Consider the following 16247-nt stretch of genomic DNA (forward strand, 5'->3'; position numbering starts at 1 on the left):
CGCCGGGCGTGTCGCAGCGAAGAACCTGATTCGGGTTGCCCGGAGCGCCGCGGGTCAGCGGAGTGAGCTCACCGTCCAGGCTGGACAGCGGGAGGGGACCGGCGCGGGGCCAGGCGACGCATCATCGGTTGTTCGACGAAGCGGTGCACCAGTGCGGCGAGCCCCAGCGTGAGCGCCAGGAAGCCGATCACGGCGGCCGGGCCCCACCAGCCGGGCAGGCCGGTCCCCCAGTCCCCGGTGATCCGGAGAATCGTCATGATCACGAACACGTGCACCAGGTAGAAGGCGAACGAGACCTCGCCGAGCCAGACCATCGGACGCGACCGCAGCGGGGAACGCCGCCCCCGCACGTCGGCGTCCGCCGCCGCGGCGATGACCAGGACGTACGCCGCCGCCAGCAGCGCCGCCCAGAACTCGGCCCGGATCCACTCGGCGGCGGCCACCCAGGTGACCACGAAGATCAGGCTCGCCAGTGGCAGGCCGGGACCCCGCCACCGCCCGCGCAGCATGAGTTCGGCGGCGGCCACGCCCATCCAGAACTCCAGCGAGCGGACCAGGGGGAACACCTGGGTGAACCACCACCGGCTCTGCTCCGGCACCAGGGTCTGGGCGGGCCACAGCGCCAGGATCAGCAGCGGTACGGCGATCACCACGGCCCACAGCTGCCAGGGCCGAGCCCGGCGTACCAGTGGCAGGACCAGCGGCAGGCACAGGTAGAAGAACAGCTCGCAGGAGAGCGACCAGCTCACGTTGTTGACGCTGTAGAAGTACCCGGGACGGGGATCCCAGGCCTGGATCAGGAACAGGTTCTCCAGCGCCGCGACGGGGTTGATCGGATCGGCGAACCAGACGGCGGCCCCCATGGCCAACGCCCAGAGCAGGACGTGGTTCGGATAGATCTTGGCGAACCGGCGCCGCCAGAACCGCCGCCGGGAGTCGCCGGGTCGGGCCGACCAGACCAGCACGAAGCCGCTGAGGATGAAGAAGAACTGCACTCCGGACAGGCCCAGAGTGAAGACCTTGCCGACGACCGCCTGGTAATCCGGTTCGGCGATGATCCGCATGGTGCCGGCGTGGAAGCCGAAGACCAGCAGCGCGGCTATCCACCGCAGCCCGGTCAACGACGGTAGCCGGCTGGCCAGGGCCCGGTCGGTCGCGGAGCCCGGCGGTGCCGCCACCGGTGCGCTGGTCATGCGGGCACCTCCGGCGTCGGCGGCACGCGTCTCCCCTCCCCAGGGCCGGTTGGCCCGTTCCGATCGGCTGCCGGGGCCACCCGGCGTCGCCCGTCGGGCACCCTACCCGCTGACTGATCGATCCACTCGTCGGGTGATCGGTGACCGTACGCTGTCACGCTGTTCAATCGGTTCACCGCTGCCGGCCATGTCTGGTTCCCGTCCTGTCCATCCGGGCGGTCGAGGGTGTCGGCGTGGTCAATCAGCCGACGCAAGCGCCGCTGCTGAGCATCGTCGTGCCGGTCTACGGCGTCGAGGCGTACCTGCGTCAGTGCCTCGACTCGATTCGTGAGGACGTGCCCGCGGACGAGACGGCGGCGGTGGAGTTGATCGCGGTCGACGACGCCTCACCGGACGGCTGTGGACAACTGCTGCGCGAGTACGCCGCCGACCACCCCGGAGTGCGGGTGCTGCACCTGGAGACCAACGTCGGTCTCGGGCCCGCGCGCAACGCGGGCCTGGACGTGGCCACCGGCGAGTACGTCTGGTTCGTCGACAGTGACGACTGGCTGCCGCCGGGCACCATCGCGGCCATGCTCGACCGGCTGCGTACGGACCGGCCCGACGTGATGATGATCGACCATCTCCGGGTGCACGAGTGTGGACGTCGCGACATCGACGCCAGCAGTCGCCTGCTGCGCGGGACATCCGGCGTGGTGCGGCTGGTCGACCGGCCGCACCTGCTGCGGGTACAACACACCGCCTGGAACAAGGTGGTACGCCGGGCGTTCATGGCTGAGCTGGGGCTGCGCTTCCACCCCGGCTGGTACGAGGACATCCCGTTCAGCCATCCGCTACTGATCGGCGCGGATCGGATCTCGGTGCTGGACCGGGTCTGTTACCTGTACCGGCAGGGTCGCCAGGGCGCCATCACCTCGACCCGCAGCGGCCGGCACTTCGACGCCTTCGACCAGTACGACCGGCTCTTCGCCTGGCTGCGGCAGCACCACCCCGACGGGCGTTGGCACGCGGAACTGTTCGACCTCATGGTGAACCACTTCCTGGTGGTGGTCGGCAACGACGACCGGCTGCACCCGCACCTGCGGCGCCGTTTTTTCCGCCGGGTCGCCGCGCACTACCGCCGGCACCTACCCGGCGGCGGCTACCCCCGGCCGGGCGGGGTGGCCGGGCTCAAGCACCGGCTGGTCGACCGGAACAACTACCTGGCGTACGTGGCACTGCGCCGCGCTCACCGGCTGGCCGGCAGGCTACGCGGCCCGGCGGCCCCACCACCCGCGACGACCGGCCCCGACGCCGACCACGACGCCGGGTCCGACCCCACGCAACCTCGCACACTGGTGCGGACACACGGAAACGGAACGCGATGACCACGCTCAAGATCGGGCCGCATCTGGTCGGCACCGGCGAACGTCCCTTCGTGGTGGCGGAGATGTCCGGCAACCACAACGGTGACCTCAATCGGGCACTGGCCATCGTGGACGCCGTGGCCGAAAGCGGTGCGCACGCGTTGAAGCTCCAGACGTACCGGCCGGACACCATCACCATCGACGTCGACACCCCGGCCTTCCGGATTTCCGGCGGCCACGAGCTGTGGGGCGGGCAGAACCTGTACCGGCTCTACGAGCGGGCCCACACCCCGTACGAGTGGCACGGTCCGATCTTCGAGCGGGCCCGCGAGCGGGGCCTGACCGTCTTCTCCTCCCCCTTCGACGCCACCGCTGTCGAGTTGCTGGAAGGGCTGGACGCGCCCGCATACAAGATCGCCTCCTCGGAGCTGGTCGACCTGCCGTTGATCCGGCTCGTCGCCGCCACCGGCAAACCCGTGATCATCTCCACCGGAATGGCCACCCTGGCCGAGATCGACGCGGCGGTCCGTACGGCCCGGTCCGCCGGTGCTGGCGGAATCGTGCTGCTGGCCTGCACCGCCGCCTACCCGGCACCACCCGCCGACAGCAACCTACGCCGCATCCCGGTGCTCGCCGAGGCGTTCGGCGTACCGGTCGGCCTCTCCGACCACACCCCCGGCATCGGCGTGCCGGTGGCGTCGGTGGCCCTCGGCGCCTGCTTCATCGAGAAGCACATCACGCTGGACCGGGCCGACGGCGGCGTGGACTCCGACTTCTCCCTGAACCCCGCGGAACTGTCGGCCCTGGTCGTCGAGGCGGAACGGGCCCACGCGGCACTCGGCGGCACCGCCATCGGCCCGACCCCCGCCGAACGGGAAGGACTACGCTTCCGCCGCTCCCTCTACGTGGTAGCGGACGTCCGCGCCGGCGACGAGGTCACCCCCGCCAACGTCCGCTCGATCCGACCTGCCGGCGGGCTGTCCCCAGTGGAAATCGACCGCGTCCTGGGCCGCCACTTCACCGCCGACGTCGCACGCGGCACCCCGCTCAGCTGGGACCTAATCTGACGATCAGGCGAGCCACCGGGCCGCCGACCTCAAGCCGGCCAACGGAAGCCTGACCGACACCAACCTCCGACAAGCCCTCCGCTCGGGGATGCCGCCAGGTGTGCCGGTCACCACCGCAAGCCGCTCACCACCGCAAGCCGCTCACCACCGCAAGCCGCTCACCACGGCAAGCCGACCACGGTCACAAGCTGACACGATCCGCGAGTTGACACGACCAGCGAGTCGCCCAAGACCGCAACCCGACCACGACCGCGAGCCGGCCCATCCGCGAGTCGACACCGACTCGCCCCGGCGTCACTATCGGTGTTCAACCCCGCCCGGCCGCCAGGTCCGCTCTTGGCCCTTTGCTCTGCTTCAACATACGCAACAGTCACCCTCGGTGAACAGTCACCGAGACGACACGCAGCCTCCCCCGACAACTTCCCTGCTCGCGAGCTATTGCGTGGGTTGAAGCAGAGCAAAGGGCGGGCAGGGGACATGGGCGGGTGGTGGATCGTTGTCACGGGCGGTGACCGTGGCGGAGGAGATCGGTTGTTACTTGCGGTAGTGGGCTGCGGCTGCTGGCTGGGCCGCGTCGCCACACGGGCATCGCCACACGGGCATCGCGCCCCGGGGGTCGCGCCCCGGGGGTCGCGCCCCGGGGGGGTCGCCGTCAGGTAGGGGTACCGTCCGCGGTGTTGTGGGGCCGGTCGGTGGCGACGAAGGCGACGGTAACGACCAGGTCGGCGAGGGTCAGCGTGCGCCACAGCCAGTCGATGCGGGGCGGCACCTCGAGTCCGTGCCGCTGCCACCAGATGGCCATCGGGACGTCGGTGAGCTTGGCCAGGCATTCGGCGCGGGTCCAGCGGGCCCAGTATTCGCCGGTGCCGAAGCGCCGCGCGAGCGCCGTCGGCACCGGTGCGCCGACTCGCTCGGCGTCGATCGCCACCCGCCATCGCGGTACCGGCGGTGCGTACCAGCCGAGGCAGCGGCCGTCGTCCAGATAGCTGCGGGTGGTCGCGTCGGCCGACTCGGCCGGGGTGGCGAGACGCAGGTGTCGGTGGGCGACCGCGAGCAGCGATACCACCGACGGCATCGGAGACATCTCGGCCCGCGTGCCGGCCGGCGGCGTGGCAGCCCTCGCCACTCGCATGCCCACCATCGGCGCCCCGAACCCGGCCGGCGTCGGCGTGGACCCGGCCGACGGTGCCCCGAACCCTTTCGACTGCATCCCAAACCCTCCCGGCTGCACCCCGAAGCCGTCCGCCGGCGCCTCGAACCCGTCCGTAGGTGCCTCGGGCCGGGCCGTGGGTGCGGTTGAGCCTGCGTCGGCGGTGGACGTGGATGAGCCTGCGTCGGCGGTGGGTGCGGATGAGCCTGCGTCGGCGGTGGGCGGGGCGGAGGGGATGGGGTCGCCGGCTTGGCCGTGGCGGTAGGCGGCGTCAGATCGAGGCAGCACCGTCGACCACGAGGACCTGGCCGTTGATGTTGGTCTGCTCGCGTAGCAGCATCCGTACCACCGGGAGCACCTCGTCGGGCTCGGTCAGGTGGCCGGTCGGGGTGCGGCGGACGATCTGGTCCAGTTGGGTCTGGCCCAGCACCGCCGACATCTCCGAGGCGAAGAAGCCGGGCGCGACGGCGTTGACCAGGACGCGGCCGCCCAACTCCCGGGCCAGGGAGCGGGTGGCTGCGTCCATGCCGCCCTTGGTGGCCGAGTAGGCGACCAGGCCGGGGAAGCCGCGCTGCCCGCAGATCGAGGTGATGTTGACGATCCGGCCGCGTCGGCCCTGCGCCAGCATTCGGCGTACGACCAGGCGGGTCAGTTGCAGCGGCGCGGTCAGGTTCGTTTCGACGATCCCGGCCAGGTCGGCGGTGGCGGTGTGTACGTGCAGGGAGTCCTGCCCGATGGCGGCATTGTTGACCAGGCCGTCGATCGGGCCGAGGTGTTGCTCGGCGGCCCGGACGAACGCCTGCACGGCGGTGAGGTCGGTGACGTCGACCGAGCCGACGTGCGTCCGGTCCGGGTGGGTGTCGGCGAGCTTCGCCAACTCCGGGGTGACGGTGCGGGCGAAGGCGGCCACCCGCAGACCGGCGTCGAGCAGGTCGGTGACGATGGCGAGGCCGAGCCCGCGGGAACCACCGGAGACGAGCACCACTGTGGACGGCGGGACTGCCGGGGCGGACATGGTGGGGTCAGACATCGCTTTTCAGGGTCTCCTTGACGGGGATCTCGGGCAGCAGACGGATCCGGCGGGGCACCGCGTACTCCGGTAGCCGGTCGGCGCACCAGCGCACCAGCGCCGCCTCGTCGGGCGGCCCGACAGTGGCGGTGGGTACCACCTCGGCGACGACCAGGTGGCCGAGCAGGGGCGCGCGCCGGGCACCGACCCGGGCCCAGGCCACCTGCGGGTGGGCGGTCAGCACGTCCCGTACCGCGCCGGCGGAGACCTTGCTGCCACCCACGTTGATCTCGTCGGAGTCGAGGCGACCGGTGATCAGGACCCGGCCGTCGACGACCTGCACCCGATCGCCGGTACGGATCGGGCCGGCCAGGCCGACGCCGTGATACGGCGAGGTGACCACCAGTTCCCCGTCGCGTACACCGAGGGTGGGGCGTCCCGGTGCCGGCCGGTCCAGCCACTCGACCGGGAACCCGGCCCGGCCGTCGTGCACCACGATCGCCGCGCCGACCTCGGAGGAGGCGTAGATCCAGGAGATCCGGGTGGTGGGGAAGAGTTCGCGGAGCCGGTCCAGGATCGCCTGGTCGACCGGTTCGCCACCGAGGGTGAGCTGGCGCAGCGGCACCCGGGCGAGGGCGGCGGGGTCGCGGTGCAGGGCTCGACGCCAGAAGGTCGGGGTGCCGGAGGCCGCGTCCACCCCGTGCGTCGCGGCCAGCGCCGGCCAGTCGTCGAGCTGCTCCGGCTCCACCACCACCAGATGCTGCCCCGGCTGGGTCAGTGACAGCGTCACCACCTGCCACCAGGCGTAGCTGCCCGGCGCGTACGGGCACAGCCAGGTGCGGTCGGGTTGGCGGCCACGGACGGTGGTCAGCGACTCCAGGGTGTGCCCGACCCGCTTGGGGCGGCCGGTGGTGCCGGAGGTGAGCAGCCACAGTCGGCCGGGTTCGCCGGCCCGCGGTCGCGACGGCGCGAGGTCGGCACCGCCGGTGTCGGTGACGGTGAAGCCGGCCCCGGACAGTTCGGTGCGCAGCACGCTGTCGGCCCGGCTGGCCGTGGTGAGCAGCAGTTCGGTGCCGTGCACCGTGTGGTGGCGGGCGGCGGCGAGGGCGTACCGGGCGCGGTGCGCGAGCAGCGCCACCGGGGCGGGCAGGCTCAGCTCCGGCAGGTCCCGCCAGGACAACGCGGTGCCGTCGACCACGACCCGGTTGTCCAGACCGGCCGGGGGCGGTGCGGCCGGGCGCGCGGTGTCGACGCTCACGGCCGCTGGAGGTCGGCGAGGAAGTCCAGGACGTCGCCGACGGTGGCGATCCGGCGCAGTCCCGCCGCGTCGAAGTTCAACTCCTCGTCGGTCTCGTCCTCCACCCGCAAGGCCAACTCGGAGAAGTCCAACGACCGGAAGCCGATCTCCCGCAGATCCGCGCCGTCGTCATCGGGCAGCACCTTGCCCTGATTGGCCAGCACCTGTCCCATGAGGTCGCGAATTCGTGCACGACTCAATTCCGTCATGCGCCGGAGTGTACAGCCAGATCGTTGGTGACTAGGGTTCCCGGGGGCCCGGAAATGGATCAGAAAGCGAGCGGGACATGCTGCGTGACGCCACCGAGGAAGACGTTAACCTGATGTTGTCCTGGCGTAATCAGGAAATCAACCGACTGGCTAGCAAGACGCACCATGTCATCAGCGCCGACGAGCACGTCCGCTGGTGGGCAGCCGTCCGGACCGACCCGACCCGGCGGGTGCTGATCTACCTGCGCGACGGGCTGCCCAGCGGGGTGGTGAACTTCTTCGACCTGCGGTTCGCCGCTGCGCGTACCGGCTCCTGGGGCTTCTACCTGGATGGTGACGCGCTGGCCGAGCGGGGCGAGACGCTGCCCGCCTGGATCGACGTCATGCGCGCGGCGGTGGACCACGCCTTCGATGTGCTGAATCTGGACCGGCTCGACGGCGAGGTGCTCGCGCACAACACCGCCGTACGACAGATGAACCGACGGTTTCGATTCGTCGAAGGCACCGGACGGATCGAGATTCACGACGGTCGGGAAATCACCGTCATTCCCATTTCTCTCGATCGCGCTGCTCGCCGCAGGCGCTGATTTACCGTACCGTCCATCAACTGTTCATGAACCGTTTTCCCCTGGCTGTCCATGCACCGGTTGAGTGGGTCCGGTTAACCGCATCACCGACGAACACGGGAGCACCACATTGAGCGAGCTGAGTGGATCGTCCATCCTCGTCACCGGGGGTACGGGTTCCTTCGGCAGGACCTTCCTGCGGCATCTCCTCGCCGAGGCCGACCCGGCGCGGGTGGTGGTCTTCTCCCGCGACGAGCTCAAGCAGTACGAACTGCGCCAGCAGCTCGGTGACGACCCCCGACTGCGCTGGTTCATCGGCGACATCCGGGACCGGCACCGGCTGACCCGGGCCATGCACGGCGTCGACCACGTGGTGCACGCCGCCGCCCTCAAGCAGGTCGACACGGCCGAGTACAACCCGTCGGAGTTCATCGCCACCAACATCACCGGTTCCCAGCACGTCGTGGACGCGGCGATCGAGGCCGGGGTACGCAAGGTCATCGCGCTCTCCACCGACAAGGCGTCCAGCCCGATCAACCTGTACGGCGCCACCAAGCTGGTCGGCGACAAGCTGTTCATCTCCGCCAACCACTACGCCGCGCACCACCCGACCCGGTTCGCCGTGGTGCGCTACGGCAACGTGGTGGGCAGCCGGGGTTCGGTGGTGCCACTGTTCCGTCGGCTCGCCGCCGAGGGCAAGAGTTTGCCGATCACGGACAAGCGGATGACCCGCTTCTGGATCACGCTGGACCAGGCCGTGCAGTTCGTCATGGACTCGTTCGACCAGATGCAGGGTGGCGAGCTGTTCGTGCCGCGCATCCCGAGCATGCGCATCCTCGACCTGGTCGAGGCGGTCGCCCCGGACGCCACCACCCACGAGATCGGCATCCGCCCCGGAGAGAAGCTGCACGAGGAGATGATCGCGCCGGACGACAGCCGCCGGACGCTGATCGCCAAGGATCGGTTCATCGTCCAGCCGACCATCGCCACCTGGGGCTACCAGCCGCCGGTCGAGTGTGAGCCGGTGCCGGACGGCTTCGCGTACCAGTCGGACACCAACGACGAGTGGCTCAGCGTGCCGCAGTTGCGCGACATGCTCGGCATTACGGCGGCGAGCCTGTCGCCCGGTGGCGAAGCATGACCTCTTTCCTACCGTACGGCCGGCAGTCGGTGACCGACGACGACGTCGCGGCCGTGGTCGCGGCGCTGCGCAGCGACTGGCTCACCACCGGCCCCGAGGTCGCCGCCTTCGAGGCGGAGCTGTCCCGGTGGGCCGGCGGGGCCGGGGTGGCCGTGGTCTCCAACGGCACGGCGGCGCTGCACGTGGCGTACGCGGCGGCCGGGGTCGGCCCGGGCGACGAGGTGATCGTGCCGCCGATGACGTTCGTCGCCACCGCGAGCAGCGCGGTCGCGTTGGGCGCGCGGGTGGTATTCGCCGACGTCGAGGAGGAGACGTTCACTCTCGACCCGGCGGCGGTGGCGGCGGCGACCACCGGGCGGACGGCTGTCGTCGCCGCCGTGGACTACGCCGGTCACCCGGCCGACTACGACGCCCTGCGGGCCGGTCTCGCCGGCAGCGACGCGCTGCTGCTCGCCGACGCCGCGCACTCCATCGGCGCCACCTACCGGGGCCGTCCGGTCGGTTCGCTGGCCGACCTGACCACGTTCTCCTTCTTCCCCACCAAGAACCTGACCACCGCCGAGGGTGGCGCGGTCGCCGCCGCCGATCCCGAGCTGCTCACCCGGGCGCGCCGCTTCCGCACCGTCGGACTGGTCCGGGAACGCGACGAGCTGCGGTGGCCCGACGAGGGCGGCTGGCACCAGGAGGTGCACGCCTTCGGGCTGAACTACCGGCTGCCGGACGTGCTCTGCGCGCTGGGTCGCAGCCAACTGCGCCGCCTCGATGCCTTCCTGCGCCGCCGCGCCGAACTGGTGGCCCGCTACGACGAGGCCCTCGCCGACCTGCCGGGCGTGTTGACACCGGGGCGACGGGACTGGGCGAGCCCGGCCTGGCACCTGTACCCGATCCGGGTGCTCGACGGTCGACGCCGCGAGGTGTACGACGCGATGCGCGCCGCCGGCATCGGGGTGCAGGTCAACTACCTTCCCGTGCACTGGCATCCGGCGTTCGCCGATCTCGGTTACCGGCGGGGCAGCTGCCCGGTGGCCGAGGGGTTCTACGCGCAGCAGTTGTCGCTGCCGCTGTTCCCGGGACTCAGCGACACCGACCAGGAGCGTGTCGTCGACGCGCTCGCCGCGGCCCTGCGTGGCGTTCCGGTCCGTCCCGTCGCCTGAGGGACGCCGATGCACCACGCGAACCACTTCTACGGCCACGCCCACGTGCTGGCCCGTTACGCGGGACTCGGCGACGGGCATCCACCGCGGATCAACGGGTACGTCCAGCACGGCTGGAACATCGGTGACGGCCTGGCCCCCGGACACCCGTACGCCGAGGGCACGCCGAGTCTGCTGTGGTCGGAGCAGACCCGGCGGCGGGCCTGGTCGGTCGGGCGGCGCAACGTCACCGTGATCGGGGCACCGTTCGGTTACCTGCTGGCGATGCGCCCCGAAGCGCAGTCGCCGCCGCAGCGGGCCGGGACGATCTGGTACCCGTTCCACGGCTGGGAGGGTCAGCACGTCGAGGGGGACCACGATCGGCTGATCGCCCAGATCCGGCAGACCGAACCCGGGCCGGTCACGGTCTGCCTCTACTGGCACGAGCACCGGATGCCTCGGGTACGCCGCCGGTACGAGAACGCCGGCTTCCGGGTCATCTGCCACGGCTATCGCGGCCACTGGTGGTCCGACACCGACCCGGAATTCCTGGATCGTCAACTCACCGAGCTGCGCCGGCACGCCCGGGTCGCCTCCAACCGGCTGACCAGCGCCATCTTCTACGGCATCGCGGCCGGTTGCGAACCGGCGGTGTACGGCAATCCGATGGTGCTGGCCGGCGAGGATCCGACCTTCGGCGGTACCGCCCGGATCCGGCGGCAGTGGCCCGAGCTGCACGGCGAACAGGTGGACCTGCCGACCGCCGTGGAGATCGCCCGTGCCGAACTGGGCGTCGACCACCGCTACCCACCGGCCGCGCTACGCGAACTGCTCGGCTGGACGGCTGCTGTTCAGGAGGAGAGCGCGTGACGACCGAGACGGCGGTGACGCTGCCCGGCGGTGAGATGTTGACCTGGTCCGACCGGCGTGCCGATGCCGGCAACCGGCCGTTGGCCGCGCTGGTGGCGCGGCTGGTGCCGCCCGGCGCCGACGTGCTGCTGGCCGGGCCGGTCGATCCGGCGGTGCTCGACGCGCTGGGTGGGGCCCGGGTCACCGCTCTGCTGCGCGGCTACCCGGACGCGGCGGCGCTGGCCGACCGGGTCGACCGGGTGATGGCCGCCGGAGCGACCGGCCTGCCGACCGGCGAGGCGTACGACGTGGTGATCGCCGCCGCCGGGCTGGATGCGGTCGAGTCGGTCGAGGGGCCCCGGCTGGGCTGGGGCGGGGTGTTGGGCCGGTTGGCGGCGGCGGTACGCCCCGGCGGTGTCCTGCTGCTGCGGCTGGACAACCCGCTCGGTGTCCACCGGTTGGTGGCGGCCTCCGGCTGGTACGTCGGCCGGGACGATGCCGAGTGGACGGTCGGCGGGGTGCTCGACACGGGTCGCCCGGCGAACCTGGACCAGTTGCGGCTGCGGCTCGACGCGGTGGGACTGCGGGTGACGGGAAGCTACGCCGGCTATCCCCGCCCGGAGTCGACCACCGCGTTGCTGGCGACCGACGAGCTGGCCCGGCGGACCACGTCCGGGCTGTTCGAGGCGGTCCTGCAGGAGAGCTGCACCCGCGGTTACGCCGGCCGGTTCGTGCTCGCCGACCCGGCCCGGCTGGCGGTCGACGCGCTGTACGCCGGGCGGGCGGGTGATCTGGCCCCCTCCTGGCTGGCCGTCGCGCACCGTCCACCCGCCTTCGACGACGAGTGCGACCGGCTCACCGCCACCCGTACCCCGCTGCCGGCGGCGGTGCTGTCGACGGGCGACCGCGTTGCCCGGATCGTGGAGGTCGTCGACGGTCCGCACGGCTGGCACTGGCATCGACCGGGTCCGGTGGCGGCCGCGGCGACGCCTGCGCCGTACGCCAGTCGGGAGATCGCCTGCCTCGACCCGGCAGCGCCGGACGGGCCGGTGCCCGACGGGCGGCTGCTGCACAGCCTGCTGCTGGACGGCTGCCTGCGCCGCGACACGGCCCTGCTGCGCCGACTGCTACGCAACTACGCCGACTGGCTCACCAACCAGGCCGCCACCGACCGGCTCACCGGTGCGGTGGCGTTGGCCGGGGTGGACAACCTGGTCGTCGCCGGTGACCGGTTCGCGGTGCTCGACCCGAGCTGGCGGGCCGACGACCCGTTACCTGTCGACGTGGTGCTGTTCCGCGCCCTGTGGCGCTTCGCCACCGAACTGCTCACCGGCGGCTACGCCCACCCGTGGACCTCCACACTGGACGCGGTCGGCCTGACCGTGGTCCTCGGTGGCGTGGCCGGGCGGGACTTCGACCGGGCCGTCGTCGACGCTGCGTTGGACGTCGAAGCCGCCGTCCGACGCATCCGAGATGCAGAACACCGGGACAGCCCGGACGTGGAGCGAGGCGGGGGACCCGAGGCCGGGTTGCGGACGGTCACCTCCACCGACCCGCCGCCCGGACGGCACAGCTACCAGCAGCTGCGCGACGCCTGGCTGCGTCAGCGGGACGAGAACACCCGGCTGGCCGCGGCGCTCAAGTGGACCGAGGACCTGCTCGCCTCGCGGGAGAAGGCGCTGCGCCGGGCCGAGGCGAAGCTCGACCTGCTCAGCGGGACGGTCAGTTACCAGCTCGCCCGGCTGGCCATCACCCCGGCCCGCATCGCCCGTCGAGGGGCGCGGGCCGCGAAACGACGGGCCCGTGCGGCCATCACCCGGAAGGACGGCAACCGTGAGTGACCGGATCGTGGGCATCGTCCAGGCCCGGATGGGTTCGTCCCGGCTACCGGGCAAGGTGCTGCGCCCGCTGGCCGGACGCAGTGTGCTCGGCCGGGTGGTGCGGGCCGCTCAGGACAGCGGGGTGCTCGCCGACCTGGTGGTGGCGACCAGCACCGACTGCTCCGACGACGCGGTGGTCGCCGAGTGTGACCGGCTCGGGGTGGCCTGGCATCGCGGGCCCGTCGACGACGTGTTGACCCGGTTCGTCGGCGCGCTCGACGCGCATCCCGCCGACGCCGTCATGCGGTTCACCGCCGACTGCCCGCTGCTCGATCCGGAGATCGTCGCCCTGGTCGCCGGGGTGTACCGGGGCGCGCCGGGTCTCGACTACGTCAGCACGTCGATCGCCCGTACGCTGCCCCGCGGGCTGGACGTCGAGATCATCCGGGCCGACGCGTTGCGGACCGTGGATCGGCTCGCCACCGCGCACCACCGGGTGCACGTCACCTCGTACGCGTACCGTCATCCGGAGCTGTTCCGGGTGCTCGGCGTGACGCTGACCCCGGATCGTTCCGCGCTGCGGCTCACCCTGGACACCGAGCCGGACTGGCAGCTGGTGCGGGCGGTGGTGGAGCAGTTCGGCGACGTCAGCGTGCCGTTGGCCAAGCTCGCCGACTGGCTCGACGGGCAGCCGGAGTTGCGGGCCCTCAACGCCGACGTCCGGCAGAAGCGGTTGGAGGAGAGCTGAACACGCCACGGGTCGGTCTGCGGTGCGACGCCGGGCCGCAGCGCGGGGTCGGGCATCTGGTCCGCTGCCTCGCCCTCGGTGAGGAGTTCCTGAGCCGGGGTGCCCGGGTCCAGATGTTCGGCACGGTGGCCGGCGTCGACTGGGCGGCCGACCAACTCGCCGCCCGAGGCATCCCACGACATCCGGGCCCGGAAACCCCCGAGGAACTGGTCGAGACGGTACGCCGACACGAGGTGGACGTGCTGGTGCTCGACTCGTACGAGTTGGATCCGGCCGCGGCCGGCGCGGTGCGTGCGGCGGGCGTGGTGACCCTGGCGATCGTCGACGGCGACACCCGGGGACAGGACGCCGACCTCTACCTCGACCAGAACTTCGACACCGACCTGGTGGTGCCGACGGGGCGGCTGCTGGCCGGCAGCGCGTACGCCCTGCTGCGGGGTGAGGTGCTGGCCGCCCGGCCGGCGGCGGCCCGCCCGGCGGTGCCGGTGGATCGTCCGACGGTGCTGGCCTTCTTCGGTGGCACCGATGCGGCCGGCGCGGCGCCGCTGCTGACCGAGGTGCTGCTGTCCACCGGCCGGCAGATGGCGCTCACCGTCGTCGCCGGCCGTCCCGAGCTGGCCGACCGGCTGGCCCGGCTCGCCCCGGCGCCGGGGCAGACGCTGACGGTGCTGCCGCCGACCGGCCGGTTGCCGGCCCTGATCGCCGAAGCCGACCTGGTGGTCAGCGCGGCCGGCACGTCGACCTGGGAGCTGTGCTGCCTGGGTGCGCCGTCGGCGCTGGTCTGCGTGGTGGACAACCAGCGCGAGTCGTACCAACGGGTGGTTTCCGCCGGGCTGGCCGCCGGGCTCGGCGAGCTGCCGACCCTGGTCGCCGACCCGACCGCCCGGGCCGCCGCCGCGCAGACCCTGGACGCGCTGCTGGGCAGTGCGGAACACCGGGCGGCGCTGTCGCAGCGGGCCTGGTCGGCGGTTGACGGGCGGGGGCGAGTCCGGGTGGTCGACGCTGTTCTCGAACGCCTGGCGTCTTGGTAGAACGCCTGTGCTAATCGCCCGCTAGGGTGCCCCTATGTCGCAGGCCGCCTACCAGCCGTCGATGCTGGACGTCACCGACGCGGAGCCGACGCTCGGGCCGCTGCCGGGACGACTGCGCCGGCATCCGTTGAGTCGTCGGGGCGCCCCGCCGGCGTCGCCTGACGGCACAGCGCAGGGCTCGGCTGGTGGAGCGCCCGCGCCACCTCCGCAGGCCCCGCGACCGGCCGTGCTAGAAATTACCTCCAGGGTCGATCGCCCCCGTCAGCACTCCGACGCGAAGGGCCACCATGACCCAGTCCCCCACCGAACCGCGTTCCCGCTGGTCGCCCTGGTCGCTGCACGGCGACGGCCGCACCGTACGCCCCGGCGACGTGGTGCAGCCCGACGAGCGGCTCTCCTGGCCCCGCACCCTGGGCATCGGCGTGCAGCACGTGGTGGCGATGTTCGGCGCCACCTTCACGGTGCCGCTGATCACCGGTTTCCCGCCCGCCACCACGCTCTTCTTCTCCGGGCTGGGCACCCTGCTGTTCCTGCTCATCACCGGCAACCGGCTGCCGTCGTACCTCGGCTCGTCGTTCGCCTTCATCGCCCCGGTGCTGGCGGCCAAGGCCGGCGGTGACATCGGCCCGGCGCTCGGCGGCATCGTGGTGGCCGGCGTCGCGGTGGCCCTGGTCGGCCTGGTGGTGCAGGTCGCCGGCGCGGGCTGGATCACCCGGCTGATGCCGCCCCTGGTCACCGGCGCCATCGTGATGCTGATCGGGTTGAACCTCGCCCCGGTGGCCTGGGACGGCGGCGGCGACGGCGGGGTCAAGGCCCAACCCCTGATCGCGGTCGTCACGCTCGTGTCGATCCTGCTGTTCACGGTGCTGTTCCGGGGCTTCCTGGCCCGGCTGTCGATCCTGCTCGGCGTGCTCGTCGGCTGGCTGCTCGCCGCGTTCACCGGCGGGCTGGCCCCGGCGACGGTCACCGGCCTACGGGAGGCCGCCTGGATCGGGCTGCCCGAGTTCCACACGCCCAGCTTCAGCCTGCGTGCGGTGGTGCTGATCATCCCGGTGGTGCTGGTGCTGATCGCGGAGAACGCCGGGCATGTGAAGGCGGTCGCCGCCACCACCGGCCGGAACATGGACCGGGACATGGGCCGGGCGTTCATGGGTGACGGCCTGGCCACCGTGCTCGCCGGTTCCGGCGGCGGCTCCGGCACCACCACGTACGCCGAGAACATCGGCGTGATGGCGGCGACCCGGGTCTACTCGACCGCCGCGTACTGGGTGGCCGGGCTGGCCGCGGTGCTGCTCGGGCTCAGCCCGAAGGTCGGCGCGCTGATCCTCACCGTGCCGGCCGGTGTGCTCGGCGGCGCCACCACCGCCCTGTACGGGCTGATCGCCATCCTCGGCGCCCGGATCTGGCTGGACAACCGGGTCGACTTCCAGGACCCGGTGAACCTGCTCACCGCCGCCGTCGCGGTGATCATCGGTGCCGCGAACTACACCCTCACCGCCGGCGACCTCTCCTTCAACGGCATCGCCCTGGGCACCGCCGCCGCCCTGATCGCCTACCACGGTATGCGCCTCATCGCCCGCCTCCGCAACACCACCCCGACCTCCGGCCAGGGCCCCGAGCCGGAACTCTGAGCAGATCCACTCGGCTCGCCAGCAGCGTCAGGGCTGAACCGGATACCCGGCACGGCA

Annotated in this window: 15 protein-coding genes; 10 read left to right on the forward strand and 5 right to left on the reverse strand. The window is 71.9% G+C overall.

Translation table 11 applies throughout. The features are described 5' to 3' along the window. Window positions 1–68 precede the first annotated feature (68 nt). Entirely contained in the window at window positions 69–1193 is a 1125-nt protein-coding gene (locus tag JMF97_RS25600) for an acyltransferase family protein (protein WP_203223835.1), read from the reverse strand. Window positions 1194–1426: 233 nt separating this feature from the next. On the opposite strand from JMF97_RS25600, the gene JMF97_RS25605 reads away from it, so the two are divergent. Both JMF97_RS25605 and pseI read left to right on the forward strand, forming a co-directional pair. Then, entirely contained in the window at window positions 1427–2560 is a 1134-nt protein-coding gene (locus tag JMF97_RS25605; RefSeq protein ID WP_203223836.1) for a glycosyltransferase family 2 protein, read from the forward strand. Further along, complete coding sequence (gene pseI / locus JMF97_RS25610) at window positions 2557–3606, forward strand: pseudaminic acid synthase (protein ID WP_203223837.1); 1050 nt, start codon at window positions 2557–2559, stop codon at window positions 3604–3606. The genes JMF97_RS25605 and pseI overlap by 4 nt, the downstream gene beginning before the upstream one ends. Before the next feature lie 652 nt (window positions 3607–4258). Here the strand turns inward: pseI and JMF97_RS25615 are convergent. The 4 genes from JMF97_RS25615 to JMF97_RS25630 form a co-directional block, all read right to left on the reverse strand. After that, window positions 4259–4681: a hypothetical protein gene (locus JMF97_RS25615; RefSeq protein ID WP_238360121.1), complete on the reverse strand. Its 423-nt coding sequence runs from the start codon at window positions 4679–4681 to the stop codon at window positions 4259–4261. Between the two features lie 346 nt (window positions 4682–5027). Further along, entirely contained in the window at window positions 5028–5786 is a 759-nt protein-coding gene (locus JMF97_RS25620; RefSeq protein WP_238360122.1) for an SDR family NAD(P)-dependent oxidoreductase, read from the reverse strand. After that, complete coding sequence (locus tag JMF97_RS25625) at window positions 5779–7023, reverse strand: AMP-binding protein (RefSeq protein WP_203223838.1); 1245 nt, start codon at window positions 7021–7023, stop codon at window positions 5779–5781. Before JMF97_RS25625 ends, JMF97_RS25620 begins: the two co-directional genes overlap by 8 nt. Continuing rightward, window positions 7020–7271 carry a phosphopantetheine-binding protein gene (locus JMF97_RS25630; protein ID WP_238360123.1) on the reverse strand — a complete coding sequence of 84 codons (252 nt, stop codon included), beginning with the start codon at window positions 7269–7271 and terminating at the stop codon, window positions 7020–7022. The genes JMF97_RS25625 and JMF97_RS25630 overlap by 4 nt, the downstream gene beginning before the upstream one ends. 77 nt (window positions 7272–7348) lie before the next feature. On the opposite strand from JMF97_RS25630, the gene JMF97_RS25635 reads away from it, so the two are divergent. From JMF97_RS25635 to JMF97_RS25670, 8 genes are all read left to right on the forward strand, one after another. Further along, window positions 7349–7858 (forward strand): GNAT family N-acetyltransferase, encoded by a 510-nt coding sequence (locus tag JMF97_RS25635; RefSeq protein ID WP_203223839.1) that lies wholly within the window; start codon window positions 7349–7351, stop codon window positions 7856–7858. A gap of 109 nt (window positions 7859–7967) precedes the next feature. Continuing rightward, on the forward strand, window positions 7968–8978 hold the full coding sequence (gene pseB, locus JMF97_RS25640) for a UDP-N-acetylglucosamine 4,6-dehydratase (inverting) (RefSeq protein WP_203223840.1): 1011 nt from the start codon (window positions 7968–7970) through the stop codon (window positions 8976–8978). Continuing rightward, entirely contained in the window at window positions 8975–10132 is a 1158-nt protein-coding gene (locus tag JMF97_RS25645; RefSeq protein WP_203223841.1) for a DegT/DnrJ/EryC1/StrS family aminotransferase, read from the forward strand. Before pseB ends, JMF97_RS25645 begins: the two co-directional genes overlap by 4 nt. Before the next feature lie 9 nt (window positions 10133–10141). Further along, the gene (locus JMF97_RS25650; protein ID WP_203223842.1) at window positions 10142–10981 is read left to right on the forward strand and encodes a hypothetical protein; all 840 of its coding nucleotides are present in this window, start codon (window positions 10142–10144) and stop codon (window positions 10979–10981) included. Beyond that, window positions 10978–12801 carry a class I SAM-dependent methyltransferase gene (locus JMF97_RS25655; protein ID WP_203223843.1) on the forward strand — a complete coding sequence of 608 codons (1824 nt, stop codon included), beginning with the start codon at window positions 10978–10980 and terminating at the stop codon, window positions 12799–12801. The genes JMF97_RS25650 and JMF97_RS25655 overlap by 4 nt, the downstream gene beginning before the upstream one ends. Then, complete coding sequence (locus tag JMF97_RS25660) at window positions 12794–13528, forward strand: cytidylyltransferase domain-containing protein (RefSeq protein WP_203223844.1); 735 nt, start codon at window positions 12794–12796, stop codon at window positions 13526–13528. Before JMF97_RS25655 ends, JMF97_RS25660 begins: the two co-directional genes overlap by 8 nt. After that, window positions 13525–14559, forward strand: a complete 1035-nt coding sequence (locus tag JMF97_RS25665; protein WP_203223911.1) for a PseG/SpsG family protein — start codon at window positions 13525–13527, stop codon at window positions 14557–14559. Before JMF97_RS25660 ends, JMF97_RS25665 begins: the two co-directional genes overlap by 4 nt. Before the next feature lie 287 nt (window positions 14560–14846). Continuing rightward, on the forward strand, window positions 14847–16190 hold the full coding sequence (locus JMF97_RS25670) for a uracil-xanthine permease family protein (RefSeq protein ID WP_203223845.1): 1344 nt from the start codon (window positions 14847–14849) through the stop codon (window positions 16188–16190). The last annotated feature ends 57 nt before the right edge of the window (window positions 16191–16247 follow it).

This window comes from Micromonospora fiedleri, assembly GCF_016774385.1.
Taxonomy (GTDB): domain Bacteria; phylum Actinomycetota; class Actinomycetes; order Mycobacteriales; family Micromonosporaceae; genus Micromonospora; species Micromonospora gifhornensis.